Annotated in this window: 4 protein-coding genes and 1 pseudogene; 3 read left to right on the top strand and 2 right to left on the bottom strand. The window is 37.1% G+C overall.

Annotation, left to right across the window (positions count from 1 at the left end; genetic code table 11):
• The 3 genes from FGQ53_RS11490 to gla form a co-directional block, all read left to right on the top strand.
• Positions 1-201 (top strand): transposase (locus tag FGQ53_RS11490; RefSeq protein WP_171019140.1); only part of this gene is annotated, 201 nt, incomplete at its 5' end.
• 154 nt (positions 202-355) lie between these two features.
• Entirely contained in the window at positions 356-1,036 is a 681-nt protein-coding gene (locus FGQ53_RS11500; protein ID WP_138338903.1) for an MgtC/SapB family protein, read from the top strand.
• Positions 1,037-1,299: 263 nt separating this feature from the next.
• Complete coding sequence (gene gla, locus FGQ53_RS11505) at positions 1,300-2,169, top strand: aquaglyceroporin Gla (RefSeq protein WP_138338906.1); 870 nt, start codon at positions 1,300-1,302, stop codon at positions 2,167-2,169.
• Between the two features lie 41 nt (positions 2,170-2,210).
• Here the strand turns inward: gla and FGQ53_RS11510 are convergent.
• A pseudogene (locus FGQ53_RS11510) lies at positions 2,211-2,549 on the bottom strand (transposase); the annotation flags it as partial.
• Between the two features lie 17 nt (positions 2,550-2,566).
• On the bottom strand, positions 2,567-2,810 hold a 244-nt coding region (locus tag FGQ53_RS11515), incomplete at its 5' end, for a transposase (protein WP_171019146.1).

Consider the following 2,810-nt stretch of genomic DNA (forward strand, 5'->3'; position numbering starts at 1 on the left):
AATGCTAGTTTTCATCCCAAGAACATTTTGGATGAACTTTGCATTCAAGATAAGCACTTTTTCTTACCTCTACCACCTTATTCACCAGATTTGAATCCTATTGAGCAAGCTTGGGCTATCTTGAAAAAGAAAGTGACAGATTTATTAAGGAAAGTTCCAAATATTTTTGAATGTTTAAAGTGCTTTTTTAAAACTAAATGACTATATAACTAGGATTATAGTGGATTGAATCTAGAGTACGCCATGGTTGCTAAAATATTTCTATACATTAATTTGATTTTCCTAATCAATTTATTCACATCTTATTTCAATCTACTATATAATATAAAATTATGAGTGATAGAGGAGGAAAATAATGCTTGATACGATAGCTCTACCGATTGAAGTCCGGCATATCATTCTCATTTTATTGTCTTGTTTTTCTGGTTTTATCATTGGCTATGAAAGAAAGTCTAAGCACAAGCAGGCTGGGAGAAAGACTCATATCTTGGTTGCCTTAACTGCAACTTTAATGATGATTTTATCAAAAGAAGCTTTCTTGGATACGCCTAATTATGATACTTCTAGGGTTGTGGCCCAAATCGTCAGTGGAATTAGTTTCATTGGTGGTGGTATTGTTTTCATGAGGGATAAAAAAATCAGTGGTATCACCACAGCAGCTGGTATTTGGGCAACTGCAGGGATTGGGATGGCAATTGGGGCAGACTTTGCCTTTCTAGGCTTATTTTGTAGTCTGATTGTCGTCTCTGTTCAGAAAAGTAGTTTCATATTTTTGAAGAGCGATACCCATTACCACATCAGAATGACTGGATTTGCGACCAATAAACCTTCAATTGATACCTTGAATATTCTCATTGAACAGAAGGGATTTTATAATCTAAATATTGACATGGACAGGAATGAAAGTGGTTATAATCTCACAATTAGAGCAGATCATGATAAGTCTATTTCTTACAAAAATATGGCTGAGGTTTTATGGCAATGTGACGAGAATTTTTATATAAATCAGGTTAAGATTGTATCATTAGAAGGATAGAGTTTTGTTTTCATAGCAAAACTCTTATTGGTGAATGGAGAAAGATACTTCTTATTCCCTATACTATGTATCAGGAGGAATTGACATAAAAGCATCAGATTGGCGCAGATAACCTAATGAATTTGGAATATCTTGAAAACAAAGATTAGTTTATAAGTTTTGGAATCGTTTTCTGTTACAATCTTTCGGGGAAGTAGTTGCTAAAAGATGTAAAAATTGATAGAATAAGGATTGTCTAAAAAATTTTAAGGAGAATCTATCAAATGGATTTCACATGGGCAATTAAATATGCCACTGAATTTTTGGGAACTGCTATTTTGGTCATTCTTGGAAATGGTGCAGTTGCCAACGTTGAACTTAAAGGTACGAAAGGTCACCAAAGTGGCTGGATCGTTATCGCTGTTGGTTATGGTATGGGGGTTATGATCCCAGCCTTGATGTTTGGTAACGTATCAGGTAACCACATTAACCCAGCCTTCACTCTTGGACTTGCGATCAGCGGTCTCTTCCCTTGGGCACAAGTTGCACCTTATATCATCGCACAAGTTTTGGGTGCTATCTTTGGTCAAGCCTTGGTTGTGGCAACACACCGCCCATACTACTTGAAAACTGAAAATCCAAACAACATCTTGGGTACTTTCTCAACAATTTCAAGTTTGGATAATGGGTCAAAAGAATCACATTTCGCAGCAACTGTTAATGGTTTTGTAAATGAGTTTGTTGGTTCATTTGTTCTTTTCTTTGCAGCCCTTGGATTGACTAAAAACTTCTTTGGTTCTGAAGTGCTTCAATACATGAAACAAATGGCTAGTCAAGCAGGTCAAAATGTTGACTTTTCTGATTTAGCAATCAAAGCCCAAGTAGCACCACATACTGCTTCAGGACTTTCAGTAGCTCACTTGGCACTTGGATTCCTTGTTATGGCCTTGGTAACATCACTTGGTGGACCTACAGGACCTGCCTTGAACCCAGCCCGTGACTTGGGACCACGTCTCCTTCATGCTTTCCTTCCAAAATCAGTTCTTGGTGAGCACAAAGGCGATTCAAAATGGTGGTATTCTTGGGTACCAGTAGTAGCGCCTATCGCAGCAGCAATCGCGGCAGTAGCTATCTTCAAATTCCTTTACCTATAAGAAATTTAGTTCTCAATCTATTGTAATGGATTGAAGAAAAGTTAAGATCTAGAAAGGACACATTTCGTCCTTTCTTTTTTGATGTTGAGAGCGATGAAAATCCGTTTTTTGAAGTTTTCAAAGTTCCGAAAACCAAAGGCATTTCGCTTGATAAGTTTAATGAGATTATTAGTCGCCTCCAATTTGGCGTTAGAATAGGGTAGTTGAAGGGCGTTGACAATCTTCTCTTTATCCTTGATGAAGGTTTTAAAGACAGTCTGAAAAAGAGGATGAACCAGCTTAAGATTGTCCTCAATGAGTCCGAAAAATTTGTCTGGCTCCTTGTTCTGAAAGTGAAAAAGCAAGAGCTGATAGATATTATAGTGTTGTCTCAAGTCTTCTAATACTCATCAAAAATCTATTCTGGACAAATCCATTTTCTGTGAACAATCTTCCTCAGGCATTCTTTTTCCAAATTTTGAATCACTGTTTCTAACTTCAAAATGACTTCTTCTAAAGATTTGAAGGCCTTGTTTTTGAATCCACGCTTTCGTATCTCTGCCCAAACTTGCTCAATGGGATTCATTTCTGGAGTGTAGGGAGGAATAAATGTACACGTGATATTTTCTGGCAACTCCAAAGCCTGAGACTTGTGCCAGGTG

The organism is Streptococcus mitis, from assembly GCF_005844455.1.
Lineage (GTDB): Bacteria > Bacillota > Bacilli > Lactobacillales > Streptococcaceae > Streptococcus > Streptococcus mitis_BF.

Coding starts and splice junctions, on each gene's coding strand:
- FGQ53_RS11500 (WP_138338903.1), top strand. CDS start 356: ATGCTTGATACGATAGCTCTACCGATTGAAGTCCGGCATATCATTCTC.
- gla (WP_138338906.1), top strand. CDS start 1,300: ATGGATTTCACATGGGCAATTAAATATGCCACTGAATTTTTGGGAACT.